This is a genomic window from Pseudomonas sp. MS646 (assembly GCF_036693845.1).
Lineage (GTDB): Bacteria > Pseudomonadota > Gammaproteobacteria > Pseudomonadales > Pseudomonadaceae > Aquipseudomonas > Aquipseudomonas chlororaphis_E.
The window spans coordinates 1,177,926-1,202,721 of record NZ_CP144763.1 but is presented as its reverse complement, the minus strand read 5'-3'; the positions used below and the strand labels follow the sequence as shown (position 1 = coordinate 1,202,721).

23 protein-coding genes and 1 pseudogene are annotated in these 24,796 nt (G+C 62.1%); 7 read left to right on the top strand and 17 right to left on the bottom strand.

Annotated elements, in window-relative coordinates:
* Positions 1 to 17: 17 nt before the first annotated feature.
* The 7 genes from recO to lptF form a co-directional block, all read right to left on the bottom strand.
* Positions 18 to 707: a DNA repair protein RecO gene (recO, locus tag V3H56_RS05150; protein WP_047737112.1), complete on the bottom strand. Its 690-nt coding sequence runs from the start codon at positions 705 to 707 to the stop codon at positions 18 to 20.
* Between the two features lie 167 nt (positions 708 to 874).
* Positions 875 to 1,777, bottom strand: coding sequence for a GTPase Era (era, locus tag V3H56_RS05145; protein WP_047737114.1), 903 nt, complete (start codon positions 1,775 to 1,777; stop codon positions 875 to 877).
* Positions 1,770 to 2,459 (bottom strand): ribonuclease III, encoded by a 690-nt coding sequence (gene rnc, locus V3H56_RS05140; RefSeq protein WP_042732747.1) that lies wholly within the window; start codon positions 2,457 to 2,459, stop codon positions 1,770 to 1,772. Before rnc ends, era begins: the two co-directional genes overlap by 8 nt.
* 184 nt (positions 2,460 to 2,643) lie before the next feature.
* Positions 2,644 to 3,498: a signal peptidase I gene (gene lepB, locus V3H56_RS05135; RefSeq protein ID WP_042732746.1), complete on the bottom strand. Its 855-nt coding sequence runs from the start codon at positions 3,496 to 3,498 to the stop codon at positions 2,644 to 2,646.
* Between the two features lie 9 nt (positions 3,499 to 3,507).
* Positions 3,508 to 5,304: a translation elongation factor 4 gene (gene lepA, locus V3H56_RS05130; RefSeq protein WP_338474273.1), complete on the bottom strand. Its 1,797-nt coding sequence runs from the start codon at positions 5,302 to 5,304 to the stop codon at positions 3,508 to 3,510.
* Between the two features lie 158 nt (positions 5,305 to 5,462).
* A complete protein-coding gene (gene lptG, locus V3H56_RS05125; protein WP_042731878.1) occupies positions 5,463 to 6,524 on the bottom strand; it encodes an LPS export ABC transporter permease LptG in 1,062 nt (353 codons plus the stop codon).
* Positions 6,517 to 7,638, bottom strand: a complete 1,122-nt coding sequence (gene lptF, locus V3H56_RS05120) for an LPS export ABC transporter permease LptF (RefSeq protein WP_042731877.1) — start codon at positions 7,636 to 7,638, stop codon at positions 6,517 to 6,519. Before lptF ends, lptG begins: the two co-directional genes overlap by 8 nt.
* Before the next feature lie 365 nt (positions 7,639 to 8,003).
* Here lptF and V3H56_RS05115 point away from each other — a divergent pair, with 365 nt between their 5' ends.
* The 5 genes from V3H56_RS05115 to rlmF all read left to right on the top strand — a co-directional run bounded on the left by V3H56_RS05115 (position 8,004) and on the right by rlmF (position 14,630).
* The gene (locus V3H56_RS05115) at positions 8,004 to 9,494 is read left to right on the top strand and encodes a leucyl aminopeptidase (RefSeq protein WP_047737117.1); all 1,491 of its coding nucleotides are present in this window, start codon (positions 8,004 to 8,006) and stop codon (positions 9,492 to 9,494) included.
* A 60-nt stretch (positions 9,495 to 9,554) separates the two neighbouring features.
* Positions 9,555 to 9,983, top strand: coding sequence for a DNA polymerase III subunit chi (locus V3H56_RS05110; protein WP_042731875.1), 429 nt, complete (start codon positions 9,555 to 9,557; stop codon positions 9,981 to 9,983).
* Between the two features lie 7 nt (positions 9,984 to 9,990).
* On the top strand, positions 9,991 to 10,368 hold the full coding sequence (locus V3H56_RS05105) for a hypothetical protein (protein WP_042731874.1): 378 nt from the start codon (positions 9,991 to 9,993) through the stop codon (positions 10,366 to 10,368).
* A 128-nt stretch (positions 10,369 to 10,496) separates the two neighbouring features.
* A complete protein-coding gene (locus tag V3H56_RS05100; protein ID WP_042731873.1) occupies positions 10,497 to 13,349 on the top strand; it encodes a valine--tRNA ligase in 2,853 nt (950 codons plus the stop codon).
* Between the two features lie 255 nt (positions 13,350 to 13,604).
* Positions 13,605 to 14,630 carry a 23S rRNA (adenine(1618)-N(6))-methyltransferase RlmF gene (gene rlmF / locus V3H56_RS05095; protein ID WP_338474272.1) on the top strand — a complete coding sequence of 342 codons (1,026 nt, stop codon included), beginning with the start codon at positions 13,605 to 13,607 and terminating at the stop codon, positions 14,628 to 14,630.
* Between the two features lie 96 nt (positions 14,631 to 14,726).
* Here the strand turns inward: rlmF and V3H56_RS05090 are convergent, their stop codons facing one another.
* Entirely contained in the window at positions 14,727 to 15,008 is a 282-nt protein-coding gene (locus V3H56_RS05090) for an HU family DNA-binding protein (RefSeq protein ID WP_003178349.1), read from the bottom strand.
* Positions 15,009 to 15,404: 396 nt separating this feature from the next.
* Between V3H56_RS05090 and yejK the strand changes: the two genes are divergently transcribed.
* Together yejK and V3H56_RS05080 are read left to right on the top strand one after the other, a co-directional pair.
* Entirely contained in the window at positions 15,405 to 16,409 is a 1,005-nt protein-coding gene (gene yejK / locus V3H56_RS05085; RefSeq protein WP_042730182.1) for a nucleoid-associated protein YejK, read from the top strand.
* 175 nt (positions 16,410 to 16,584) lie between these two features.
* Entirely contained in the window at positions 16,585 to 16,863 is a 279-nt protein-coding gene (locus V3H56_RS05080; protein WP_047737121.1) for a hypothetical protein, read from the top strand.
* A gap of 29 nt (positions 16,864 to 16,892) precedes the next feature.
* Here V3H56_RS05080 and V3H56_RS05075 read toward each other — a convergent pair whose 3' ends face one another.
* The 9 genes and pseudogenes from V3H56_RS05075 to V3H56_RS05035 all read right to left on the bottom strand — a co-directional run bounded on the left by V3H56_RS05075 (position 16,893) and on the right by V3H56_RS05035 (position 24,628).
* Complete coding sequence (locus V3H56_RS05075) at positions 16,893 to 17,828, bottom strand: glutathione S-transferase family protein (RefSeq protein WP_042730180.1); 936 nt, start codon at positions 17,826 to 17,828, stop codon at positions 16,893 to 16,895.
* Positions 17,829 to 17,885: 57 nt separating this feature from the next.
* Positions 17,886 to 18,218, bottom strand: a complete 333-nt coding sequence (locus V3H56_RS05070) for a GIY-YIG nuclease family protein (RefSeq protein WP_042730179.1) — start codon at positions 18,216 to 18,218, stop codon at positions 17,886 to 17,888.
* Between the two features lie 40 nt (positions 18,219 to 18,258).
* Positions 18,259 to 18,729 (bottom strand): nuclear transport factor 2 family protein, encoded by a 471-nt coding sequence (locus V3H56_RS05065; protein WP_042730178.1) that lies wholly within the window; start codon positions 18,727 to 18,729, stop codon positions 18,259 to 18,261.
* Positions 18,730 to 18,816: 87 nt separating this feature from the next.
* Complete coding sequence (locus V3H56_RS05060; protein WP_234407995.1) at positions 18,817 to 20,121, bottom strand: CynX/NimT family MFS transporter; 1,305 nt, start codon at positions 20,119 to 20,121, stop codon at positions 18,817 to 18,819.
* A 61-nt stretch (positions 20,122 to 20,182) separates the two neighbouring features.
* Positions 20,183 to 20,275, bottom strand: a pseudogene (locus V3H56_RS05055) (GntR family transcriptional regulator); the annotation flags it as partial.
* 191 nt (positions 20,276 to 20,466) lie between these two features.
* The gene (locus tag V3H56_RS05050; RefSeq protein WP_042730176.1) at positions 20,467 to 21,231 is read right to left on the bottom strand and encodes an amino acid ABC transporter ATP-binding protein; all 765 of its coding nucleotides are present in this window, start codon (positions 21,229 to 21,231) and stop codon (positions 20,467 to 20,469) included.
* 10 nt (positions 21,232 to 21,241) lie between these two features.
* Positions 21,242 to 22,339, bottom strand: coding sequence for an amino acid ABC transporter permease (locus tag V3H56_RS05045; RefSeq protein ID WP_042730175.1), 1,098 nt, complete (start codon positions 22,337 to 22,339; stop codon positions 21,242 to 21,244).
* Between the two features lie 10 nt (positions 22,340 to 22,349).
* The gene (locus V3H56_RS05040; protein ID WP_042730174.1) at positions 22,350 to 23,531 is read right to left on the bottom strand and encodes an amino acid ABC transporter permease; all 1,182 of its coding nucleotides are present in this window, start codon (positions 23,529 to 23,531) and stop codon (positions 22,350 to 22,352) included.
* A 65-nt stretch (positions 23,532 to 23,596) separates the two neighbouring features.
* Complete coding sequence (locus tag V3H56_RS05035; protein WP_042730173.1) at positions 23,597 to 24,628, bottom strand: amino acid ABC transporter substrate-binding protein; 1,032 nt, start codon at positions 24,626 to 24,628, stop codon at positions 23,597 to 23,599.
* Between the last annotated feature and the right edge of the window lie 168 nt (positions 24,629 to 24,796).

The following is a 24,796-nucleotide window of genomic DNA, read 5'->3' as shown; positions in this document are numbered from 1 at the left end:
CACAGCATACGGGTTGATCAAGGCTTGCGAAACAACTCGCGACTGACCAGCGGTTTGCCACCCAGGTGAACCGCCAGGGCCTGGCGCATCAGACGCTTGGCCGCCGACAAGGCGCCTGGCGCGGTCCAATCGGCTTCGGCCATGGCCAACAGTTCGGCGCCGTTGAACAAGCCCGGTTGCAACAGGTAGACCTGCTCGAGGCCGGCATCCACTTGCAAGCGGTACAGGCCGTCGGCCGCGATGGGCGCGCCATGCAGGTCGGTGTCCAGGGCAAAACCATAGCCAAGGTCATCCAGCAGCCGCCATTCGAACGAGCGCAACAGCGGCTCCAGCGGGCGGCCTTCGGCGAGGGCCAGCAGGGTCGCGGCGTAGTGGTCGAAGACCGCGGGATGGGGATCTTCGGCGGGCAGCAGGCGGATCAGCAATTCATTGAGGTACAGGCCGCTGAACAACGCCTCGCCATTGAGCCAGGCGGCAACGCCCTGGCTTTCCATGCGCCCGACATTCTTCAACTCGCCCCGACCGCGCAATTCGACTTCCAGCGGCACGAACGGCCGCGCCAGGGTCCCGGCCTTGCCCCGAGCCCCACGCAACACCGCCCGCAGCCGCCCTTGCGGCGTGAGGAAGTCCACCAGGGCGCTGCTTTCGCGGTAGGCGCGCGAATGCAGGACGTAGGCGGATTGGGCGATGGGTGGGCTGGAGGACATGGAAGTTGAAGTCTCGCTGACGGAGCACGTTTGTATAACAACCCAAACCAATGTGGGAGCGGGCTTGCTCGCGAAGGCGGTGTATCAGTTAACAATGATGTCGACTGACAGGACGCATTCGCGAGCAAGCCCGCTCCCACAAGGTCCGTGGCGTACGGCCGGACGGATTACAGGTCGCCGTAACCCAGCGAGCGCAACGCCCGCTCGTCGTCCGACCAACCACCCTTCACCTTGACCCACAGGTTGAGCATGATCTTGGAGTCGAACAGCAGCTCCATGTCCTTGCGCGCCTCGGTGCCGATGCGCTTGATGCGCTCGCCCTTGTCGCCAATGATGATTTTCTTCTGGCCGTCACGTTCGACGAGGATCAAGGCGTGGATGTGCAGGGTCTTGCCTTGCTGCTTGAATTCTTCGATCTCGACGGTGATCTGGTACGGCAGCTCGGCGCCCATCTGGCGCATGATTTTCTCGCGCACCAGCTCGGCGGCCAGGAAACGGCTGCTGCGGTCGGTGATCTGGTCTTCCGGGAAGAAGTGATCGTTTTCTGGCAGGTGTTCGGCGATCACCCGCTCCAGCGCGTCGAGGTTATGGCCGTGCTGGGCCGAGATCGGGATGATCTGGGCGTTGGGCAGTTGTTCCTGCAACCAGGTCAGGTGCGGCATCAGCTCGGCCTTGTCCTCGATGCGATCGGTCTTGTTCAGCGCCACGATCAAGGGACCGGTCACGTACTGGACGCGTTCGAGGACCATCTGGTCTTCCTCGGTCCACTTGGTGCGGTCAACCACGAAGATCACCACGTCGACGTCTTTCAACGCCGCCGACGCCGTTTTGTTCATGTAGCGGTTCAACGCCTTCTCGCCGCCCTTGTGCATGCCAGGGGTGTCGACGTAGATCGCCTGCACGGCGCCTTCGGTCTTGATGCCCAGCATGTTGTGGCGGGTGGTCTGGGGCTTGCGCGAGGTGATCGCCAGCTTCTGCCCGAGGATGTGGTTCAGCAATGTGGACTTGCCCACGTTCGGCCGGCCAACAATGGCGACATAGCCGCAACGGGTCAGGGTTGTATCAGTCATTGCCATTCTCCACGCCCAGGGCAATCAGTGCTGCGGCGGCCGCTACCTGTTCGGCAATACGACGACTCACACCCTGGCCTCGGCTTTTTTCATTCAGTAAGACAACTTCGCATTCGACGAAGAAGGTTCGGCAATGCGGCTCGCCCTGGATATCCACGACTTCGTAGCGCGGCAGCTCGCAACTGCGCGACTGCAAAAACTCCTGCAGGCGCGTCTTCGGGTCCTTGTTGGTGTCCACCAGCGTCAGGCTGTCGATCTCGGAGGTCAGCCAGGCCAGCACGCGCTCGCGAGCCTTTTCCATGCCGGCGTCCAGGTAGATCGCGCCGATCAACGCCTCCAAGGCATCGGCGAGGATCGACTCGCGGCGAAAACCACCACTTTTCAACTCACCGGAACCCAGGCGCAGGTAGTCACCCAAGTCGAAACCACGGGCCAGCACGGCCAGGGTCTCACCTTTTACCAGGCGCGCGCGCAAACGCGACAACTGGCCTTCACGGGCCAGCGGGAAGCGCTCGAACAGCGCCTCGCCGGCGACGAAATTGAGGATCGCATCACCGAGGAATTCCAGGCGCTCATTGTTGCGACCGGCAAAACTGCGGTGAGTGAGGGCCAGGAGCATCAACTCCGGATCCTTGAAGGTATAGCCGAGCTGGCGCTCGAGACGGCTTAGAGAAACGCTCACGGTTTACCCACGTAGAGTTCGTGGCTGGATTCCACTGCCAGGCCGGCAACGCGCCGTTGGCTTGGGACAATTAACGCTGTGTTCAAAAATAACGTCCTGACTATCGTTGGCTTCAAGCTTTCGGGCAGCCTTATGCAGGCTCCAGAAATGCATTCGGCGCTGTGTTCAACAGCGCCGTGTGGGATTACTTGATCAGGCCAACCCGCGAGAAATTCGGCAGGTGGCTGAGTTTGGGTTCCGGCCAGCTCATCCAGACTGCAAAGGCCTTGCCGACGATATTGCGGTCGGGGACCATGCCCAGCAGGTCCTTGGGAATGTTCGGATCATCCCAGTACCGGCTGTCGTTGGAGTTGTCGCGGTTGTCACCCATCATGAAATAGTGCCCCGCCGGCACGGTCCACGAATGGTCCGGCGTCGCGCGATAGCGGCTCATCTCCTTGCGGATCAGGTGCTCGACCGCGCCGAGTTTTTCCTTGTACAGCTCGGCGCTGCCCAAGGTGCCCGGCTCGGAGCCGAGCAACTGTTCGGCCACCGATTCGCCGTTGACGAACAGGCGCTTGTCGGCGGTGTAGCGGATCGTGTCGCCTGGCAGGCCTACCACCCGCTTGATGTAGTTGACGTTCGGGTCGCTCGGGAAGCGGAACACCATCACATCGCCGCGTTGCGGGTCACCCACCTCGATGACCTTCTTGTCGATCACCGGCAGGCGGATCCCGTAGGAAAACTTGTTCACCAGGATGAAGTCGCCCACGTCCAGGGTCGGCTTCATCGAGCCAGACGGGATCTGGAACGGTTCCACCAGGAACGAACGCAGCACCAGCACAATGAACAGCACCGGGAAGAACGACTTGCCGTATTCGACCAGCAGCGGTTCCTTGTTGAGTTTCTCGACCACCACACCGTCAGGCTGGCTGACGCTGCCCTGATAAGAGGCAATGGCCGCCCGGCGCCGGGGCGCCAGGAACAACAGATCAAGCAACGCCAACAAGCCGCAGACAAACACGGCGATAACCAGCAACAGCGGGAAATTTAGCGACATAGGACCTAACTATTCCAACCTGAGCACTGCAAGGAAGGCTTCCTGTGGAATTTCCACGTTACCGACCTGCTTCATGCGTTTTTTACCGGCCTTTTGCTTTTCCAACAGCTTGCGCTTACGGCTGACGTCGCCACCGTAGCACTTGGCCAATACGTTCTTTCTGAGCGCCTTGACGGTTGTACGCGCCACAATCTGCCCGCCAATGGCGGCCTGGATTGCCACGTCGAACATCTGCCGCGGAATCAGTTCCTTCATCTTCTCGGTCAATGCACGACCTTTGTAGTGCGCGTTGTCACGGTGCACGATCAATGCCAGGGCATCGACTTTCTCACCGTTGATCAGCACATCCAGCTTCACCAGATTAGCCGATTGGTAACGATCGAAATGATAGTCCAGCGAAGCATAGCCGCGACTGGTGGATTTCAGGCGATCGAAGAAGTCCAGCACCACTTCGTTCATCGGCAGGTCGTAGGTCACCTGGACCTGCGAACCGAGGAACAGCATGTCGTGCTGCACGCCACGCTTTTCAATGCACAGGGTAATGACGTTACCCAGGTGCTCCTGAGGCACAAGGATGTTGGCCCGCACGATCGGCTCACGCATGTCCTCGATCGCCGACAGGTCCGGAAGCTTGGACGGGTTGTCGACGTAGATGGTTTCACCGTTCTTGAGCAACAGCTCGAAAATCACCGTCGGGGCCGTGGTGATCAGGTCCAGGTCGTATTCGCGCTCCAGGCGCTCCTGGATGATCTCCATGTGCAGCATGCCCAGGAACCCGCAACGGAAGCCGAAGCCCAGGGCGTCGGAGCTTTCCGGGGTGTATTGCAGGGACGAGTCGTTCAGGGTCAGCTTTTGCAGGGCTTCGCGGAAATCCTCGAAGTCGTCGGAGCTGACCGGGAACAGACCGGCATAGACCTGAGGCTGGATACGCTTGAAGCCGGGCAGCACATCGACGTCGGGGGTGGAACTCAAGGTCAGGGTATCGCCGACCGGCGCCCCGTGGATGTCCTTGATGCCGGCGATGATGAAGCCCACTTCACCGGCCTTGAGGTCGGTGGTAGCGGTGTGTTTCGGGTTGAATACGCCGACGCTGTCCACCAGGTGGATCTTGCCGGTGGACTTGACCAGGATCTTGTAGCCCTTCTTCACGCGGCCTTGGCGCACGCGAACCAGGGAGACCACGCCCAGGTAGTTGTCGAACCAGGAGTCGATGATCAGCGCTTGCAGCGGATCTTCGATGTTGCCGGTCGGCGCGGGAATGGTGGCTACCAGGCGCTCGAGCACTTCGTCCACGCCCAGGCCGGTCTTGGCACTGCACGTCACGGCGTCGGTGGCATCGATGCCGATGACTTTCTCGATTTCTTCCTTCACACGGTCCGGATCGGCCTGGGGCAAGTCGATCTTGTTCAGCACCGGCATGACTTCCAGGCCCTGCTCGATGGCCGTGTAGCAGTTGGCGACCGACTGTGCCTCGACGCCCTGGCCGGCATCGACCACCAGCAGCGCACCTTCACAGGCCGCCAGCGACCGGCTGACTTCATAGGTGAAGTCAACGTGGCCGGGGGTATCGATGAAGTTCAGCTGATAGGTGATGCCGTCGCGAGCCTTGTAGTAAAGGGTAACGCTGTGGGCCTTGATGGTGATCCCGCGCTCACGCTCGAGGTCCATGGAGTCGAGCACCTGGGCTTCCATTTCACGCTCGGCCAGGCCGCCGCAGATCTGGATAAAGCGATCGGCCAGCGTCGACTTGCCATGGTCAATGTGGGCGATGATGGAGAAATTGCGGATATGACTCAAATCACTCACGGGTCAACACTCAAAAAGGCTGCAGGCATAGCCCGCCGAAAAATAGCCGGCGATTGTACCTGATAGACCGCGCGAGCGTCACGTTCGCCTGTCGATGAGCGTTTGTTGTGAGGGAGCTTGCTCCCTCGCCACAGAAGCCCGCTCGCCTTGAGTTTGAATCAACCCGCCCGGCGCAGCAGCCAGAGCCCGGCCAGGGCGCACACGCCTGCCGGTACCAGCACCGCGAACAGCGGCGAGAAGCCGAACACCAGGCTCGACGGGCCGAGCAGGTCCTGGGCGATGCGGAAGGTGAAGCCCACCAGCACACCGGTAAACACCCGCTGACCAAGGGTCACCGAGCGCAACGGGCCGAAGATGAAGGAAATCGCCATCAACACCAGCGCGGCGGTCACCAGCGGCTGCAACACCTTGACCCAAAAAGCCAGCCAGTAGCGGCCGTTGTTAAGGCCCTGGTCGGCCAGGTAGTGGATATAGCCCCACAAACCGGTGATCGACAGGGATTCGGGCGCCATCACCACGGTACTGAGCAATTGCGGGCTGATGGACACGTCCCAGCGCTCTTGCGCCGCGGCAACCACTTCGGTGCGCTTGTCGTGGAACAGGGTGGTGGTGACGTCGCTCAGTTGCCAGTGGTCCTCGGCAAAGTTGGCCTTCTTGGCAAAGCTCGACGAAAGCATGTGCCGCTGGTCGTCGAACCGGTAGCGGGTCACGCCATAGAGGATGCCGTTGGGTTGCACCGAGTTGATATGGATGAACTCGTCACCCTGGCGGTGCCACAGGCCATGCTTGGCGCTTTGCGCATCGCCGCCGCCCTGGGCCAGGGAGCGATTGGCCTGGGCCGTGTTCTCGGTGGCCGGGGCGATGTACTCACCGATCAGCACCCCCACCAGCATCAGCACCAGCATCGGCTTCATCACCGCCCAGACGATCCGACCGATGGACACGCCCGCGGCGCGCATGATGGTCAGTTCGCTGTTGCTGGCCAGGCTGCCCAGGCCGATCAGGCAACCGATCAGCGCGGCCATCGGCAGCATGTCGTAGAGCCGGCGTGGCGCGGTCAGCAGCACGTAGCTGGCCACGTCTACCAGGGTGTAGGTGTCACTGACGTCGCTCATCTCGTCGATGAACGCAAACAGGGTCGCCAGGCCAAGGATGATCCCCAGTACCGCGAGGATCGCCATGAACACGCTGCTGCCGATGTAGCGGTCGAGTTTAACCACGGGCCACCTCCAGCGCGCTGCGACGACTGGCCAGCTTCAGGCGCAAAGGCTCCCAATAGAGCAGCCCCAGGCCAATGGCCAGGAATATCCCATGCACCCACCACAGACCCAGCGTGGGCGGGATCTTGCCTTTCTCCAGGGCACTGCGGGCGGAAATCAGGATGGTCAGGTAAGCCATATACAGGAGAATCGCCGGCAGCAACTTGAGGAAACGACCCTGGCGTGGGTTGACCCGCGCCAACGGGACCGCCATGAGGGTCACGATAAACACCAGCAGCGGCAGCGACAGGCGCCATTGCAGCTCGGTACGGGCGCGAATGTCATCGCTGCCCAGCAGGCTGGCGGTGGGCATGGCGTCGCGGTCGGTGACTTCTTCGCTGACTTCGGGCTTGGGCAGCAACACGCCATAGGTGTCGTACTTCACGGCTCGGTAGTCGGCCTGCCCCGGTTTGCCGTCGTAGCGGTAGCCGTTTTCCAGGATCAGGTAGCGATTGCCCTCGGGGCTTATCTGCTGCTTGCCCTTCTCGGCCACCAGCACGGAAATGCCGCGGTCCTTGCTACCGTCGGAAGACAGGTTCTTTTGCGTGATGAAGACGCCGGCCAGGTTGATCCGGTCGTCCGACAGCTGTTCGGTATAGGTGACCCGCGTCCCGTCGCGCAGCGCCTGGAAGCGCCCCGGCACCAGGGTGTCGAATTCGGTCATCGCGTCCTGCTGGTTGATCAGCAACTGGAACTGGTTGGCGCCCTGGGGCGACAGGCTCAGGCTCAGCCACGCCACCAACAGCGCGACCACCGTGGCCGGGAAAAGCGTCATGCGAAACAGGCGTTGCTGGCTCATGCCGGTGGCCGAGAGCACGGTCATCTCGCTGTCCAGGTACAGGCGGCCGTAGGCCAGCAGGATACCGAGGAACAAGCCCAGCGGCAGGATCAGTTGCAGGAAGCCCGGCAGGCGGAACCCCATGATCAGGAACAGGGAGCCCGGGTCCAGGGCACCGGAAGCCGCCTGCGCAAGGTATTTGATGAAGCGCCCGCTCATGATGATGACCAGCAGCACGGCGCTGACCGCGCTCAGGGTCAGCAGGACTTCGCGGGATAGATAACGAAAGACGATCACACCAGACACTCCAGGATTGTCAGGCTAGGGTTTGCACGAAAAGTGCCTGCGCGACTTTTCAGACAAAAACCTAAGGTGGCCAAACAAGCGAACAGATCGAGCCGGCCCACCACAGCGCGCCGCCGAAAAAAGAGCCGCATTATCCTGTGATTGGAGGCGCCTGTCACTTCGCACGCTTTAAGCCGCTGCTTAAAGCCGTGAAGTTAGCGTCGCCGAGGGTTGTCAGGCTCGGGCGCCGGGGTTCAAACTGCGGCCTTTGTCGCCGGCGCGACCGTGACTGCTTCACTCAGGACTGTGGCGAGCGAGCTTGCTCCCTCGCCACAGTCAGCGCCTGGCATCTTGACCAATCACTCAGGGATCCGGACATGGAACTGGTTGTAAAAAGCGTCAGCCCAGAAACGTTGAAAACCGCCACACTGGTGGTTGCCGTCGGCGAAAACCGCAAGCTCGGCGTCGTCGCCATCCAGCTCGACGCCCTGAGTGGCGGCGCCATCTCGGCGGTGCTCAAGCGCGGCGACCTGGCCGGCAAGGTCGGCCAGAGCCTGTTGCTGCACAGCCTGCCCAACCTCAAGGCCGAGCGCGTGCTGCTGGTGGGCGTGGGCAAGGACACCGAGCTGGGCGACCGTCCCTTCCGCAAGATCATCGCCGCAGCGCTGGGCACTCTCAAGGGCCTGGGCGGCGGCGAAGCCACCCTGGCGCTGGACGAACTGGTGGTCAAGGGCCGCGACAGCTACGGCAAGAACCGCCTGTTGGCCGAGACCCTGGTGGACGGCGACTATCAGTTCGAGCGTTTCAAGAGCCAGAAGGCCGAACCGCGCGCCCTGAAGAAAATCACCCTGCTGACCATCAAGGCTGCCCAGGCCGAGGTCCAGCGCGCCGTGACCCACGCCACCGCGATCGCCAACGGCATGGCCTTCACCCGCGATCTGGGCAACCTGCCGCCGAACATCTGCCACCCGACGTTCCTCGGCGAACAGGCCAAGGCCCTGGGCAAGGAATACAAGGCCCTGAAGGTCGAAGTCTTCGACGAGAAGAAGATCAAGGACCTGGGCATGGGTTCGTTCTACGCCGTCGGCCAGGGCAGCGCCCAGCCGCCGCGCCTGATCGTCATGCAATACAACGGCGGCAAGAAATCCGAGAAGCCGTATGCGCTGGTCGGCAAGGGCATCACTTTCGACACCGGCGGCATCAGCCTCAAGCCGGGCGCCGGCATGGATGAGATGAAGTACGACATGGGCGGCGCCGCCAGTGTGTTCGGCACCCTGCGCGCCGTGCTCGAACTGCAACTGCCGATCAACCTGGTGTGCATCCTGGCCTGTGCCGAGAACATGCCGAGCGGCACCGCTTCGCGCCCAGGCGACATCGTCACGACGATGAGCGGCCAGACCGTCGAGATCCTCAACACCGACGCCGAAGGCCGCCTGGTGCTGTGCGACGCCCTCACCTACTCCGAGCGCTTCAAGCCGCAGGCGGTGATCGACATCGCGACCCTGACCGGCGCCTGCGTCGTCGCCCTCGGCGCCCATACTTCCGGGCTTCTGGGCAACAACGACGAGCTGATTGGCCAACTGCTCAACGCCGGCCAACTGGCCGATGACCGCGCCTGGCAACTGCCGCTGTTCGATGAGTACCAGGAACAACTGGACAGCCCGTTCGCCGACATCGCCAACATCGGTGGCCCGAAAGCCGGGACCATCACCGCAGCGTGCTTCCTGTCGCGCTTCACCAAGAACCTGAACTGGGCGCACCTGGACATCGCCGGCACGGCCTGGACCAGCGGCGGCAAGGACAAGGGCGCCACCGGTCGTCCAGTGCCCCTGCTGACCCAATACCTGCTGGACCGCGCCAAGGCCTGACACCAATGACCGTCGCCGGCGTTGCCCACGGGTGACGCCGGCAGCGGCTCAGGAACCGCAATGACCAAAGTCGATTTCTATATCCTGCCCAGTGCCGATCCATCGGCACGGCTGGATTTTGCCTGCAAGCTCACGGAAAAGGCCTGGCGCATGGGCCACCGCATCTACCTGCATTGCAGCGATGCCGCCCAGCGCGACGACCTCGATGCGCGCCTGTGGGCCTTCAAGGGCGAAAGTTTCGTGCCCCACGGCCCGGCCGAGAGCGAGCCCGAAGGGCTGATCGTCCTGGGGTTGGGGACCGATTGCGGCCAGCATCAGGACCTGCTGGTCAACCTCGACCTGAAAGTACCGGCCTTCGCCTCGCGCTTCGCCCGGGTGGCGGAAGTGGTGGTGGAAGACCCGGCCATCCGGCAAGCCGCGCGGGAGAGTTTCCGTTTCTACCGCGAACAGGGCTATCCTCTGCAAGACCACCGTTTACAGCGACTCTGAGCCTACGATGGACACTCCAAAACCACCGCAAAAGCCCGCGCACCTGCTGGATGACCTCGAGTCGATCCGCCAGTTGCTCGGCGACGACAACCTGCAGCCGCCGCTGTTGACCGACACCGTCGTGCATGAGCCTGCGCACGAAGAACAGATCCCGCTGCTGTTCGACCCGATCAACGGCCAACCCGAACCCCAGCCCGCTGCCAAGGCCGAGCCCAAGGGGCCTGATGCCTTGCTGCACCTGGACAGCGAACTGCGCGCCGCCGCGCAACTGATCCTGCAAGACGTCATCGACGACTTCGCCCCGCACATCGAGACCGAGCTCAAACGTCGCCTGGATGCCAGGATGGAGCGGCTGCTCGCCGCAGCTACAAGCGCCAAGCTTTAAGCCGCAAGTAAAAGCAAAAGCAAAAGCCAGCTTCTCCTCTTGCAGCTTGCAGCTTATAGCTTGCCTCTGCCCGCAGGGCTATACTTGCCGGCTTTTCCTGAATAAATGCCAATAGGGTCCCGCCGCGCATGGATAAGACCTACCAGCCGCACGCCATTGAAACTTCCTGGTACAACACCTGGGAGTCCGAGAATTATTTCGCTCCGCAAGGCGCGGGCGATTCCTACACCATCATGATCCCGCCGCCGAACGTCACCGGCAGCCTGCACATGGGCCACGGTTTCAACAACGCGATCATGGACGCCCTGATCCGTTTCCGTCGCATGCAGGGGCGCAACACCCTGTGGCAGCCGGGCACCGACCACGCCGGTATCGCCACGCAGATGCTGGTGGAGCGCCGCCTCGAAGCCCAGGGCCAGAATCGCCATGACCTGGGCCGCGAAAAATTCCTCGAGAAGGTCTGGGAATGGAAGGATGAGTCCGGTGGCAACATCAGCCGCCAGATCCGCCGCCTCGGCTCGTCCGTGGACTGGAGCCGCGAGCGCTTCACCATGGACGACGGCCTCTCGGAAGCGGTGAAGGAAGCCTTCGTGCGCTTGCACGAGGACGGGCTGATCTATCGCGGCAAGCGCCTGGTCAACTGGGACACCAAGCTGCACACCGCCATTTCCGACCTCGAAGTGGAGAACCATGACGAGAAAGGTTTCCTGTGGAACCTGAAGTACCCATTGGCCGACGGCGCGAAGACCGCCGAAGGCAAGGATTACCTGATCGTCGCCACCACCCGTCCGGAAACCATGCTGGGCGACTCGGCCGTGGCGGTGAACCCGAACGACGAGCGCTACAAGGCCCTGATCGGCCAGTTCGTGGAACTGCCTCTGGTCGGCCGTCGCATCCCGATCATCGGTGACGATTACTGCGACCCCGAGTTCGGCACCGGCTGCGTGAAGATCACCCCGGCCCACGACTTCAACGACTACGAAGTCGGCAAGCGCCACAACCTGCCGCTGCTCAATATCTTCGACAAGAACGCCAACGTCCTGCCGGCTGCCCAGGTGTTCAACCTCGACGGCACGTTAAACGAAAGCATCAACGGCCAGATCCCGGCCGAATACGCCGGCCTCGACCGCTTCGAAGCGCGCAAGCAGATCGTCGCGGCCTTCGAAGCCGCCGGCCTGCTGGTCAGCGTCGACGATCACGCCCTGAAGGTGCCCAAAGGCGACCGCTCCGGCACCGTCATCGAGCCGTGGCTGACCGACCAGTGGTACGTGTCCACCAAGCCTTTGGCTGAGCCGGCGATTGCCGCGGTCGAAGACGGTCGTATCCAGTTCGTGCCCAAGCAATACGAAAACATGTACTTCTCGTGGATGCGTGACATCCAGGACTGGTGCATCAGCCGCCAGCTGTGGTGGGGCCACCGTATTCCGGCCTGGTATGACGAGTCGGGCAAGGTCTATGTCGGCCGCGACGAAGCCGAGGTGCGCGCCAAGCACAACCTCGGGCCGGACGTGGCCCTGCAACAGGACAACGACGTCCTCGACACCTGGTTCAGCTCGGGCCTGTGGACGTTCTCGACCCTGGGCTGGCCGCAGCAGACCGAGTTCCTGAAGAAATTCCACTCCACCGATGTGCTGGTCACCGGCTTCGACATCATTTTCTTCTGGGTTGCCCGGATGATCATGCTGACCATGCACCTGGTGAAGAACGAGGACGGCACGCCGCAGGTGCCGTTCAAGACGGTCTACGTCCACGGCCTGGTGCGCGATGGCCAGGGTCAGAAGATGTCCAAGTCCAAGGGCAACGTCCTGGACCCATTGGACATCATCGACGGCATCGACCTGGAAGCGCTGGTGGAGAAACGCACCACCGGCCTGATGCAGCCGACTCCAAAACTGCTGAAGAAAATCGAGAAGCAGACCCGCGAAGAATTCCCGGACGGCATCGCCAGCTTCGGCACCGACGCGATGCGCTTCACCTTCTGCTCCCTGGCGTCCACCGGTCGCGACATCAAGTTCGACATGGGCCGCGTCGAAGGCTATCGCAACTTCTGCAACAAGATCTGGAACGCCGCGCGCTACGTGCTGGACAAAGGCGAAGACTGCGGCCAGAACGGCGAAGCCTATGAGCTGACCCTGGCCGATCGCTGGATCATTTCGCAGCTGCAACGCACCGAAGCCGAAGTGACCCGCCAGTTGGAACAGTTCCGCTTCGACCTGGCCGCGCAGGCCCTGTACGAGTTCATCTGGAACCAGTACTGCGACTGGTACCTGGAACTGTCCAAGCCAGTGCTGTGGGACGAGAACGCCCCGATCGAGCGCCAGCGCGGCACCCGTCGCACCCTGGTGCGCGTGCTGGAAGTGGCGTTGCGCCTGGCGCATCCGTTCATGCCGTTCATCACCGAGGAAATCTGGCAGCGCGTCGCACCGCTGGCCGGCGCCGAAGGCAAGACGATCATGCTGCAACCTTGGCCGGTGGCCAATGAAACCCGCATCGATCCAGCGGCCGAAGATGACATCGAGTGGCTCAAGACCTTCATGCTGGGCCTGCGCAACATCCGCGCCGAAATGAACATCGGTCCGGGCAAGCCGCTGACCCTGTTCCTGAACAACGCCAACGCCGAAGACCTGCGCCGCCTCAATGAGAACGAAGCGCTGCTCAAGAAACTGGCGAAGCTCGAATCGGTGACCGTTCTGGCCGCCGGCGAAGAAGCGCCCCTGTCGGCCACCGCCCTGGTCGGCGAGATGGAAGTGCTGGTGCCAATGGCCGGCCTGATCGACAAGGCTGCCGAACTGGCGCGCCTGGACAAGGAAATCGGCCGTCTCAAGGGCGAAGTGCAGCGCGTCGGCGGCAAGCTGTCCAACGCCGGCTTCGTCGACAAGGCCCCGGCCGACGTCATCGAGAAGGAGCGGGCCAAACTGGCCGAGGCCGAACAGGCCTTGGGCAAGCTGGCCGAACAGCACGCGCGGATTGCCAGCCTGTAACGGCGGTTCGCTATGAAAAGGGAGGTCCTATCGGACCTCTTTTTTTATGCCCGGCACTTTCTATCAGACGATGAAGATTCATTGTGGGAGCGGGCTTGCCCGCGAAAGCGCCGGATCAGACAGCCCATTGGTTAACTGACACACCGCCTTCGCGAGCAAGCCCGCTCTCACATTTAATCGGCGCAAGCCTCAAGACCAGGCTGGATGTGGGACAATGCCCGCCACTTTTTGAGCCACCCCCGAATCGACTCGCCCATGACCGCCCCTCGCACGCCCAAACCTGCCCGCCAAAAGCCCAAGCCCGCCACCGAGGCCAAGACCGTGGCGCCACGGGAGAAGGCCAGCCTGCACCCGCGCAACCGCCACCAGGGCCGTTATGACTTTGCGGCGCTGATCAAGTCCACGCCCGAGTTGGCCAGGTTCGTGATCCTCAACCCCTACGGCAAAGAGAGCATCGACTTCGCCAGCCCCGAAGCCGTGCGGGTGTTCAACCGGGCGCTGCTCAAGTCCTTCTATGGCATCGCCCATTGGGATATCCCCGCCGACTACCTGTGCCCGCCGGTGCCCGGGCGGGCGGACTATGTGCATTTCCTGGCCGACCTGCTGGCCAGCCATAACGACGGTGAAATCCCCCGTGGAGCGGCGGTGAAGGTGCTGGACATCGGCACCGGTGCCAACTGCATTTACCCGCTGGTCGGCTACAGCGATTACCGCTGGCATTTCCTCGGCTCGGAGATAGACCCCACGGCCATCGCCTCGGCCAAGGCCATCGTGCAAGCCAACGGGTTGAACAAAGTCATCCAACTGCGCCAGCAAACCCAGCGCAAGCAGATTTTGCTCGGCCTGCTCGACGACGCCGAGCGCTTTGACCTGACGATGTGCAACCCGCCCTTCCACGCCTCCCTGGAGGAAGCCACCCGCGGCAGCCAACGCAAGTGGCGGGCACTGGGCAAGGCGGATCCCAAGCGCAAGCTACCGGTGCTGAACTTCGGCGGCCAGGCGGCCGAATTGTGGTGCGAAGGTGGGGAAGCGCGTTTCGTCACGCAACTGATCAGCGAAAGCGCCCAGGTGGCCAGGCAGGTGCTGTGGTTCAGCACCCTGGTGTCGAAGGCGTCGAACCTGCCGGCGATCCAGGCCGCGCTGAAAAAGGCCGGCGCGCGGCACAGCCAGGTGGTGGAAATGTCCCAAGGGCAGAAACAGAGCCGCTTCGTGGCCTGGACGTTTCAGGACGAGGCGCAACAACAGGCCTGGCGCCAGGCGCGCTGGCTGCGCAAGCAATAAGACATCAGGGTCGCGATGCCAGGCTGATTGGCTTTTTCAAGGCAATAAAAAACCGTGCCCGGATCGCTCCTTGGCACGGTTCTACTTGCAGCGGTCTTACTTGTTGACCGCGTCGGTCAGGCCTTTGGCCACAACCAGCTTGATCACTTTCTTGGCAGCGATTTCGATGGCAGCGCCAGTCGAAGGGTTGCGGCCGGTACGGGCAGGACGCTCGGTGACTTTCAGCTTGCCAACGCCTGGCAGAGTGAGTTCGCCGCCGTTTTCCAGCTGATCGGCAACGATTTGGCCCAGTTGGTCCAGCAGTGCACGCACGGTGGTTTTCGGCGCGTCTACGGCTTCAGCCAGATCAGCGATCAGTTGGTCTTTAGTAAGAGCCATGTAGTGTTCCTTCCCTATCAAATTCATATGGATTGCAGAGTGCAGTGTCAGCCATCGAGCCCGATCCATCTTGATCAGGCACCCTCGGCAATCACCGCGACGGATCGGGGTAATAGATGCCAAAAACCGGGTTTGGTTCGACCTGACAAATGCTGAATGCACGCTTAACGCAGTGACTTCGCGTAAGACCGGGCAAAACTAGCACAACGCCTGTGAAATATCCGCCTCTAGCTACCCATTTGGTCAGCTTTCTTGCGCTAAAACGGTAAAAAAATGCATATGGGCTGTCGGACGGCTCTGAAAGAGCCTTTGCCGGGTTCCAAAACCAGTGATTGCGGTACACTGAGCCCTTTTTCGGGGAGCGCGCCCTCCTCTCTTTCATCAGCCGAGAAATCCATGCCGATCCGTCACTGCATCGTCCACCTGATCGACAAGAAACCCGATGGCACCCCTGCCGTGCTCCATGCCCGCGACTCCGAGCTGAACGAGTCCACGGCCATCGAGAACATGCTCGCCGACCTCAACGAGAGCTACAACGCCAAGCAAGGCAAGGCCTGGGGCTTTTTCCACGCCGAGTCCGGGGCGCACCCCTTCAGCGGCTGGCTGAAGGAGTACCTGGACGGCGGCAAGGATTTCACCGCCTTCAGTCGCGTGGCGGTGGAGCACCTGCAAAAGCTGATGGAAGAATCCAACCTCTCGGTGGGCGGCCATGTGTTGTTCGCCCATTACCAGCAGGGCATGACCGATTACCTGGCGATCGCGTTGCTGCACCACAGCGAAGGCGTGGCCGTGACCGAGGAGCTGGACGTGACGCCCTCCCGCCACCTGGACCTCGGCCAACTGCACCTGGCGGCGCGGATCAACGTGTCGGAATGGCAGAACAACAAGCAGTCCAAGCAGTACATTTCCTTCATCAAGGGCAAGAACGGCAAGAAAGTCTCGGAGTACTTCCGCGACTTCATCGGCTGCCAGGAAGGCGTCGACGGCCCCGGCGAGACCCGCACCTTGCTCAAGGCCTTCAGTGATTTCGTCGAAAGCGAAGACCTGCCCGAAGACGATGCCCGGGAAAAGACCAAGACCCTGGTGGACTACGCCAGCAGCCAGGCCAAGCTCGGCGAACCGATGGGCCTGGAGGAACTGTCCGAGCTGATCGACGAAGAACGCCCCAAGGCCTTCTACGATCACATCCGCAACAAGGACTACGGCCTGTCACCGGAGATCCCGGCGGACAAGCGCACCCTCAACCAGTTCCGCCGATTCACCGGCCGCGCCGAAGGGCTGTCCATCAGCTTCGAAGCGCACTTGCTGGGCTCCAAGATCGAATACGACGAAGAAGCCGGCACATTGATCATCAAAGGGTTGCCAACGTCCCTGACGGACCAGCTGAAACGGCGAAATTGACGAGTCGGGCGGCCTGATATCCCATCAAGCCCGCTCCTGACCACCGGTCAGGACTGTCAAGGTCTACAGTATCGCCCTCCCTGGCAAATCCATTTTCATAGACGACAGCGCCTCGGCAGAAACACCGCCGAGGCCGTCCTCTGCCAGATTGCTTCAACAGATGGAGCCTATGGAAATGAACCCACTACGCCGCAGCCCTGTTCAACGTCGGCTGATCCAAATCGTCGGCCCGAGCCTGTTGTTCCTGCTCATCGGGACCTATGCCGGTTCCGCTTCAGCCGCGTCCTATCTGTGCAAGTACCATTCGATGCCGGGATTCGTCTTCGTAAAAAACCTCTTCGTGAGCGCATCCAGCACCCAGGACGCACTGACACTGGCCAGGGCGACCTTCAAACAAGAAAGCTTCTATGCCGACTACAACTGGATCACGTGCGAAATTCCTGTCAGCCCATGATCCAGCGCTGAACTGCCTGGGGCGCCGGGCTACTGAGCTGACAGCTTGAACCCCAGCCGCGGAAAGTGCACATGCACCACCCCGGCGCGCTCGTCCTCCCGACGCAGGATCAGCGTTTCCCGCCCGGCGAACACCAGCTCCCCCGCCACCGGATCAACACCGTAGTCGGTCGCGGCAATCGCCACCCGTTGCCCCAGGGCAAATCCGTTCGGCTCCTCGAACGACTCCTCCGGCAAGGCTGCCGGCGTTGCATTCCGGGCGACGTCGAGGGCCTGTTCGGCACTCATTTCGCTCGCTGCCCCATGGCCGAAGCCCAGCACCCGTGCCAGCCACGCCGACACCGCCGGATACGCGTCCACCAACGGCGAGGTCACCGGGGTGCCCTTGAGGAACCACAGCGGATGGGCCATGGCGAAGTCGGCGATCGAGGGCTCCCCCAACAGGAAGTCGCCTTCCTCGCGCTGCAACTGCTGCTCGAGGCGCGCCATGATCGTTGGCCACTGATGCTTGGCCTGCTCGGCCGCCAGACGCGTGGCACTGCCGCCACTGAACAGTCCGGCACGATCGGCGATGAACGCCTTGATCGCCTCGGGCGACAACTTGGCGAAGCGCATGGCAATCGACTCGGGCTGGAACACCAGGCTCACCGCATGCTGGAACACCACCGAGTCGGCCCACGCGGCGAAAGATGCCGCGATCATTTCGCGGCCCTCGGGGAACAACGCCGGCGAAGCCTTTTCCTGCTCCAGCCGGCGAGCGATCAGGGACGTGTCGCAATAGACATCGGCGCCGACCTGCAACACAGGCGTCTTGCGGTAGCCCCCTGTCAATGCCGTGAGGTCAGGCTTGGGCATCATCGGCGGGATGTGCACCGAGCGCCAGGACAAGCCCTTGAACCCCAGCAACAGCCGGGCTTTCTCCGCGAAAGGAGACGTCGGGTAATGATGAAGGATCAGCTCTGACATGGAATTGGCCACTGCAGGAATGAGGGCTTGCAGCTTAGCGCGCCACGCAGAAGCAGCCTACTGGCCTGATGAAGGTGTATCAGCGCGGTTGATGCTGGCGACCAGGCATTCCTTGGCGCTTTTCCTGAGCTTCTTGATCAGCCGCTCCTGGCGCAGGGCCTCGCCCTTGTCGCGGCAGGCTTCGGTGTACACCAGCGCCACGGCCGGGCTGGACAGGAAGAAGCGCGCGCCCTTACCGCTTTGATGCTTGGCGAAACGCCGTACCGGGTCATCGCTGATGCCGCAGTACAACGCACCATTGGCCGCCCGCACCAGGTAGACGAACCAGGGCTTGCCCGGTTCGGTGGGGCCTTGTGCAGGCAACTCGGAAAGTTCGTTGGCGGTCGTCAAGGGATGTTCAACAGGTGCGCAAAAACAAACCGCGATCTTATCAGCGACTGGCCTGGAAGGCTCGCAACCCTTTGAGGGCCTGGGCCCGGACCGCATTGCGCACCAGTGGCGTCCAGCCCAGCAACAGGCCCTTGGCGCCCAGCGCCTGGCGGGACCAACGCCACAGGTCGAAACTGTCGTGATGCTCGCAGATCTTGCCATCGCGGAAAACGAAACGCGCCTGGATGTCGTTGATCACGATGTTGCCGGTCTGGCTGAACAGGTAGGTGGCCACCCAGTGGGCGCCGCCGGTGCGGTCATCGCTGCGCACGCTGTCGAAGGTCAGGGAAAAGTCCTTGGCCCGCGTGGTGAGCATGCGCCACATGTCGCCCGCGTCACGACCACGCAGCTCACCGAACGCCGGGTCACTGAACACCACGTCGTCGGTGTAGCAGGCGCTCATGGCTTCGGCGTCCAGTCGCTGGAAGGCCTGATAAAAACGGGTGATCAGGGCGTTGTGGGCATCACTCATGGACAGACTCCGGCATTCGTTTGAATAGAGGTGCACGATAATCTGCCTCGGCGACGAAGACTATCGTCATTCGCCATGAAAATGACATCAACGAAGCCCGGTGACCCGTTCGCTGCTGACGCCGACGTACCGCGCCCGGCCTGCGCCGATACCGGCGATCATCGCGCCCAGGCCCACCAGGCCGAAGATCCAGCCCAGGGCGTTCCAGCCGCCGGTCAGGTCATGGACCACGCCCACCGCGAACGGCCCCAGCGATGCCAGCGTGTAACCGAAGCCTTGGGCCATGCTGGAAAGGTTCGCCGCCACGTGGGCGTCCCGCGAACGCAGGACGATCAGCGTCAGTGCCAGGCTGAACGTCGCGCCCTGCCCCAGCCCCAGCAGGATAGCCCAGCCCCACAAGCCTTCAATGGGCGCATAAAGGCAGCCGAACAGCCCGCCGAGGGTCATGGCCATGACGATCACGATGGCCAGCCGCTGGTCCTGGCCGCGCGTGGCCAGCCACGGAGCGGCCAGGGAGCTGACCAACTGGACGATGACCGAGCCGGACAGCACCAGGCCGGCCTGGGTCGGGCTCAGACCGCGCCCGATGAGGATCGACGGCAACCAGCCGAACACGATGTAGGCCAGGGACGATTGCAGGCCCATGTACAAGGTCACTTGCCAGGCCAGCGGATCGCGCAACAGACCGCGGACCCGATACGCCACCTGATGGGCGCCGTGCTTCTGACCCACTTGCGGCAGCCAGAAGACCGCGGCCAGCAGGGCTGGCACTGCCCAGAAGCCAAGGCCCAGGGCCCAGCGGTGGTCCAGGTGTTCACTCAACGGCACGGTGGCCCCGGCGGCCATCGCCGCTCCCAGGCACAGCGCCATGGTGTAGACACCGGTCATGGTGCCGGCCTGCCTGGCGAAGTCACGCTTGACGATACCCGGCAGCAGCACGCCGATCACACCGATGCTGGCACCCGCCAAGAGGCTGCCGACGAACAATCCGACCTGACCGAACGAACTGCGCAAGACGATTCCCCCGGCCAGCGTCAGCAGGATCCCCAACACCACGCGCTCCGCCCCGAACCGTCGCGCCAGCACCGGCGCCAGCGGCGCGAACAGGCCCAGGCACAACACCGGCAGCGTCGTCAGCAGACCGGCCTGGGCCGCCGACAGGCCAAGGCTTGCGGACACCTCGCTAAGCAGCGGCGCCATGCTCGACAGCGCCGGACGCAGGTTCAGCGCCACCAGGATCAGGCCGAGCAGCAACAGCCAAGGGCGGCGCACCAACGGATGGCTCCGTTGGGTCTGCTCGTCGTCGGCTTCGGCGTCGATCAGCATTTCTTCGAGTTCAGCGGCGTGCCGGGGCGTCGTCGAGGGGCGGTGGTCAAGCGGATGACGGGACATGGAAAGCTCGGTTTCAGGGTTCATGGATCAATTGCCGGCAGGGACTTGGCCCATTGCGGATCAAGTCGAACACAGATTGATGACGAGGAACGATGTGGGGGCGCCGGCGCGATTGCGCACCGATCACGCTACAAAAATAGCGGTACAACCCGCTGGGCGCCGTATGGCGGCGGTGAAATCACAAACTGAATTTTCTGACATGTTAGTCAGCTTTATGTAGTACGGCAACCGCCTATGGCGATGGGGGAGGGAAATTAAGTATGCGCTTGCTCGACCGCGACCCGCACGCGGTACAAAAAACAAACCCGGAGCAGTGTCCGGGTTCATTTCAGCGCCTGGGACCGATCAATGCAGGATCTGGCTCAGGAACAGCTTGGTGCGGTCGTTCTGCGGGTTGTCGAAGAAGTCGTTCGGCGCGGCCTGCTCGACGATCTCACCCTTGTCCATGAAGATCACGCGGTTGGCCACGGTGCGGGCGAAGCCCATTTCGTGGGTCACGCACAACATGGTCATGCCGTCTTCGGCCAGGCCGATCATGGTGTCGAGTACTTCCTTCACCATTTCCGGGTCGAGGGCCGAGGTAGGCTCGTCGAACAGCATGATCTTGGGCTTCATGCACAGGGCACGGGCGATGGCCACACGCTGTTGCTGGCCGCCGGAGAGCTGGCCCGGGTACTTGTGCGCCTGCTCTGGAATGCGTACGCGCTCCAGGTAATGCATGGCGATTTCCTCGGCCTTGCGCTTGGGCATCTTGCGTACCCACATCGGCGCCAGGGTGCAGTTCTGCAGGATGGTCAGGTGCGGGAACAGGTTGAAGTGCTGGAACACCATGCCGACTTCACGGCGGATCGCTTCGATCTGCTTGAGGTCGTTGGTCAGTTCCACGCCATCGACCACGATGCGGCCCTGCTGGTGCTCTTCCAGGCGGTTGAGGCAGCGGATGGTGGTGGACTTGCCGGAGCCCGACGGGCCGCACAGCACGATACGCTCGCCCTGCTTGACGTTCAGGTTGATGTCTTTCAACACGTGGAACTGGCCGTACCACTTGTTGACGCCCTGCATCTGAATAATGCCTTCAGGGCTCACAGGCTTTTTGATTGCTTCACTCATGAGTCAACTCCTAACGCTTGTGGCCTGTGTCGAGCTTGCGTTCCAGATGCATGGAATAGCGCGACATACCAAAACAGAAAATCCAGAACACCAGGGCGGCGAACACGTAGCCTTCAGTGGCCATGCCCAGCCATTTCGGGTCGGCGGCGGCTTGTTTCACACTGTTGAGCAGGTCGAACAGGCCGATGATGATCACCAGGCTCGTGTCCTTGAACAATGCGATGAAGGTGTTGACGATGCCCGGGATCACCAGCTTGAGGGCTTGCGGCAGGATCACCAGGCCCATGCTGCGCCAGTAACCGAGGCCCATCGCCGCGGCCGCTTCGTACTGCCCCTTGGGAATGGCCTGCAGGCCGCCGCGCACCACTTCGGCCACGTAGGCCGACTGGAACAGGATCACCCCGATGAGCGCCCGCAGCAGCTTGTCGAAGTTCATGCCCTCGGGCAGGAACAGCGGCAGCATCACCGACGACATGAACAGCACCGTGATCAACGGCACACCACGCCAGAACTCGATGAAGGTGACGCAGACCACGCGGATCGCCGGCATGTTCGAACGCCGGCCCAGGGCCAGGACGATACCCAGCGGCAGTGCGCCGGCGATGCCGACCGTGGCGATCACCAGGGTCAGCATCAGGCCGCCCCATTGGCTGGTCGCCACCGCGTCCAGGCCGAACACGCCACCGTGCAGCAGGCACCAGGCAACGATCGGGTACACCACCAGGAAGCTCAGGCCATAGATCGCCTTGCGCGGGAAGCGCGAGATGAACAACGGCGCCGCGCCGATCACTGCCAGCCACACCGTCAGGTCTACGCGCCAGCGCAGTTCCGTCGGGTAATAGCCATACATGAACTGGCCGAAACGCTGCTGGATGAACACCCAGCAGGCGCCTTCCTTGGTGCAGTCGGCGCGGGTAGTACCCACCCAGTTCGCATCCAGGATGGCCCAGTGCAGCAGCGGTGGGATAATCAGGTAGATCAGGTAGAACGCGAACAGGGTCAGCAGCGTATTGATCCAGCTGGAGAACATGTTGGCGCGCACCCATGCCACCACACCGATGCTGTTGCTCGGTGGCGGCATGTCAGGCTTGAAAGTATGGGATGTCATGCGCGTTTCCTCACCGCTCGATCAGCGCAATGCGCTTGTTGTACCAGTTCATCAGCAGGGAAATGCTGATACTGATCGCCAGGTACACACTCATGGTGATCGCAATCACCTCGATGGCCTGGCCGGTCTGGTTCAACACCGTGCCGGCGAACAGCGACACCATTTCCGGGTAACCGATACCGGCCGCCAGGGAGGAGTTCTTCGCCAGGTTCAGGTATTGGCTGGTCAACGGCGGAATGATCACGCGCAAGGCTTGCGGGATGATCACCTTGCGCAGGGTCGGACCGTTGCGCAGGCCCAGCGAGCGCGCCGCTTCGGTCTGTCCGTGGCTGACCGACTTGATGCCCGAGCGCACGATCTCGGCGATGAACGCCGCGGTGTATACCGTCAAGGCCAGGGTCAAGGCCAGCAGTTCCGGGATCAGCACCCAGCCGCCGACGAAGTTGAAGCCCTTGAGCTGCGGCATTTCCCAATGCACCGGCGCACCGAACAGCAGCGCGCTCAAGGCCGGGATTACCAGGAACAGCGCCAGGCCGGCCCAGAACTTGTGGAACGGCTCGCCGGTCGCGTCGAAACGCTTGTTGGCCCAGCGGGCCATCAGCACGATAGCGACGATCGCCAGCACCACGCTGACCACGAACGGCCAGAACCCGTCCGCCACCAACGCGGCCGGCATGTTCAAGCCCCGGCTGCTGACAAAGAAAGTGTCGCCGAAGTTATGGGCAGCCCGCGGCCCCGGCATGCTCAGGAATACCGCGAAGTACCAGAACAGGATTTGCAGCAGCGGCGGAATGTTGCGGAAAACCTCCACGTAGACGGTCGCCAGCTTGGAGATGATCCAGTTCTGCGACAAGCGTGCGACACCGATGATGAAGCCGAGGATGGTCGCCAGGATCACGCCGATGAAGGTCACCAGCAGCGTGTTGAGCAAACCGATCACGAAGACGCGGGCATAGCTGTCCGCTTCGGTGTAGTCGATCAGGTGTTGGGCAATGCCGAAGCCGGCACTGCGTTCCAGGAAGCCGAAACCGGAGGTGATGCCCCGGTGTGCCAAGTTGGTCTGCGTGTTATCGAACAGGTACCAGCCCAGCGCGATGACCGCCACGACCGTGACGATCTGAAATACCCACGCACGCACTTTTGGATCGCTGAGGCTGAGCCTCTGCTTTGGTGCGCCGATTGAATTTTGCATGAAGTGCCCCGCAAAGAATGGAACAGAACATCACCCGGTGGTTGGCCCACCGGGTGATAGAACCATCAGCGCACTGGTGGTGCGTATTGAATGCCGCCAGCGTTCCACAGCGCGTTCAGGCCGCGGTCGATTTCAAGCGGAGTGCTCTTGCCCAGGTTGCGCTCGAACATTTCACCGTAGTTGCCAACTTGCTTGACGATCTGGACGACCCAGTCCTTCGGCAATTTCAGGTCCTTACCGTACTCACCGTCAGCGCCCAGCATACGAGCGACGTCCGGGTTCTTGGTGGACTTGGCTTCGGCCTCGACGTTCTTCGAGGTCACGCCGGCTTCTTCAGCGTTGAGCAGTGCATAGCCTGTCCAACGCACGATGGCCAGCCACTCGTCGTCGCCGTTACGTACGACCGGGCCCAGGGGTTCCTTGGAAATGGTTTCCGGCAGAACGACGTAGTCCTTCGGCGAGGCCAGCTTGCTGCGCTGGGCGAACAGCTGGGATTTGTCGGAAGTCAGCACGTCGCAACGACCGGATTCCAGCGACTTGGCGCTTTCGTCGGAGGTGTCGAAGGTGATCGGGGTGTACTTCAGGCCGTTGGCGCGGAAGTAGTCGGACACGTTCAGCTCGGTGGTGGTACCGGCCTGGATGCAGATGGTTGCACCGTCCAGTTCCTTGGCGCTCTTCACACCCAGCTTGTTGTTGGCCAGGAAGCCGATGCCATCGTAGTAGGTGATGAAGCCTGAGAATTTCAGGCCCATGCCCGCGTCACGGGAGCTGGTCATGGTGGAGTTGCGCGAGAGCACGTCGATTTCGCCCGATTGCAGCGCGGTGAAGCGCTCCTTGGCGTTCAACTGGCTGAACTTGACCTTGCTTGCATCGCCGAATACGGCAGCGGCCACGGCACGGCAGAAGTCGGCGTCGATACCGACGATCTTGCCGGTCGAATCAGGCACCGAGAAACCCGGCAGGCCATCACTCACACCGCATTGCACGAAACCCTTCTTCTGTACCGCGTCCAGGGTCGCACCCGCCTGCGCGAAACCGCTGACACCGAGCACAGCTGCTGCAGTCACGACAGCCAGGGTGGATTTCAGTAACTTCATTCAAACCTCCAGTTTTGCTCTTGTTGTGTCGGAGCTTGAGTCCTGTCGCACCCTTTTGAGGCATTGCCGACCCTTGTTGGCTTTTTTTAGGGTCAACCGACGTCTGGACCTTCGCTATGAGTCTATTAATGAGAACGTCCACCAGCAGTGGTCATGCCACTTCTCACC

Excerpts from the sequence above, each read along its gene's own strand:
- V3H56_RS05090 (WP_003178349.1), bottom strand. The coding sequence starts at position 15,008 with ATGGCTCTTACTAAAGACCAACTGATCGCTGATCTGGCTGAAGCCGTA.
- yejK (WP_042730182.1), top strand. The coding sequence starts at position 15,405 with ATGCCGATCCGTCACTGCATCGTCCACCTGATCGACAAGAAACCCGAT.
- V3H56_RS05100 (WP_042731873.1), top strand. The coding sequence starts at position 10,497 with ATGGATAAGACCTACCAGCCGCACGCCATTGAAACTTCCTGGTACAAC.
- V3H56_RS05065 (WP_042730178.1), bottom strand. The coding sequence starts at position 18,729 with ATGAGTGATGCCCACAACGCCCTGATCACCCGTTTTTATCAGGCCTTC.
- lepB (WP_042732746.1), bottom strand. The coding sequence starts at position 3,498 with ATGTCGCTAAATTTCCCGCTGTTGCTGGTTATCGCCGTGTTTGTCTGC.
- V3H56_RS05110 (WP_042731875.1), top strand. The coding sequence starts at position 9,555 with ATGACCAAAGTCGATTTCTATATCCTGCCCAGTGCCGATCCATCGGCA.
- V3H56_RS05050 (WP_042730176.1), bottom strand. The coding sequence starts at position 21,231 with ATGAGTGAAGCAATCAAAAAGCCTGTGAGCCCTGAAGGCATTATTCAG.
- era (WP_047737114.1), bottom strand. The coding sequence starts at position 1,777 with ATGACTGATACAACCCTGACCCGTTGCGGCTATGTCGCCATTGTTGGC.
- recO (WP_047737112.1), bottom strand. The coding sequence starts at position 707 with ATGTCCTCCAGCCCACCCATCGCCCAATCCGCCTACGTCCTGCATTCG.
- V3H56_RS05105 (WP_042731874.1), top strand. The coding sequence starts at position 9,991 with ATGGACACTCCAAAACCACCGCAAAAGCCCGCGCACCTGCTGGATGAC.
- V3H56_RS05040 (WP_042730174.1), bottom strand. The coding sequence starts at position 23,531 with ATGCAAAATTCAATCGGCGCACCAAAGCAGAGGCTCAGCCTCAGCGAT.
- V3H56_RS05075 (WP_042730180.1), bottom strand. The coding sequence starts at position 17,828 with ATGTCAGAGCTGATCCTTCATCATTACCCGACGTCTCCTTTCGCGGAG.
- V3H56_RS05115 (WP_047737117.1), top strand. The coding sequence starts at position 8,004 with ATGGAACTGGTTGTAAAAAGCGTCAGCCCAGAAACGTTGAAAACCGCC.
- V3H56_RS05035 (WP_042730173.1), bottom strand. The coding sequence starts at position 24,628 with ATGAAGTTACTGAAATCCACCCTGGCTGTCGTGACTGCAGCAGCTGTG.
- rlmF (WP_338474272.1), top strand. The coding sequence starts at position 13,605 with ATGACCGCCCCTCGCACGCCCAAACCTGCCCGCCAAAAGCCCAAGCCC.
- V3H56_RS05045 (WP_042730175.1), bottom strand. The coding sequence starts at position 22,339 with ATGACATCCCATACTTTCAAGCCTGACATGCCGCCACCGAGCAACAGC.
- V3H56_RS05080 (WP_047737121.1), top strand. The coding sequence starts at position 16,585 with ATGAACCCACTACGCCGCAGCCCTGTTCAACGTCGGCTGATCCAAATC.
- V3H56_RS05060 (WP_234407995.1), bottom strand. The coding sequence starts at position 20,121 with ATGTCCCGTCATCCGCTTGACCACCGCCCCTCGACGACGCCCCGGCAC.